2 protein-coding genes are annotated in these 815 nt (G+C 45.2%); both read left to right on the plus strand.

Translation table 11 applies throughout. The features are described 5' to 3' along the window. A partial coding sequence (locus tag CUS_RS05395; RefSeq protein ID WP_347494001.1) for a lambda phage CII family protein occupies positions 1–364 on the plus strand: 364 nt, incomplete at its 5' end. 32 nt (positions 365–396) lie between these two features. After that, positions 397–815, plus strand: a 419-nt coding sequence (locus CUS_RS05400; protein ID WP_157769501.1) for a replication protein, incomplete at its 3' end; no start/stop codon positions are given.

Here is an 815-nt window from a genome sequence, read left to right on the forward strand (position 1 = left end):
TGGATTCGATATGGTGTATGCATTTATTTGCATACATTCAATCAATTGTTATCTAAGGAAATACTTACATATGGTTCGTGCAAACAAACGCAACGAGGCTCTACGAATCGAGAGTGCGTTGCTTAACAAAATCGCAATGCTTGGAACTGAGAAGACAGCGGAAGCTGTGGGCGTTGATAAGTCGCAGATCAGCAGGTGGAAGAGGGACTGGATTCCAAAGTTCTCAATGCTGCTTGCTGTTCTTGAATGGGGGGTCGTTGACGACGACATGGCTCGATTGGCGCGACAAGTTGCTGCGATTCTCACCAATAAAAAACGCCCGGCGGCAACCGAGCGTTCTGAACAAATCCAGATGGAGTTCTGAGGTCATTACTGGATCTATCAACAGGAGTCATTATGACAAATACAGCAAAAATACTCAACTTCGGCAGAGGTAACTTTGCCGGACAGGAGCGTAATGTGGCAGATCTCGATGATGGTTACGCCAGACTATCAAATATGCTGCTTGAGGCTTATTCGGGCGCAGATCTGACCAAGCGACAGTTTAAAGTGCTGCTTGCCATTCTGCGTAAAACCTATGGGTGGAATAAACCAATGGACAGAATCACCGATTCTCAACTTAGCGAGATTACAAAGTTACCTGTCAAACGGTGCAATGAAGCCAAGTTAGAACTCGTCAGAATGAATATTATCAAGCAGCAAGGCGGCATGTTTGGACCAAATAAAAACATCTCAGAATGGTGCATCCCTCAAAACGAGGGAAAATCCCTAAAACGAGGGATAAAACATCCCTCAAATTGGGGGATTGCTATCCC

The organism is Hominimerdicola alba 8, assembly GCF_000178155.2.
Lineage (GTDB): Bacteria > Bacillota > Clostridia > Oscillospirales > Ruminococcaceae > Hominimerdicola > Hominimerdicola alba_C.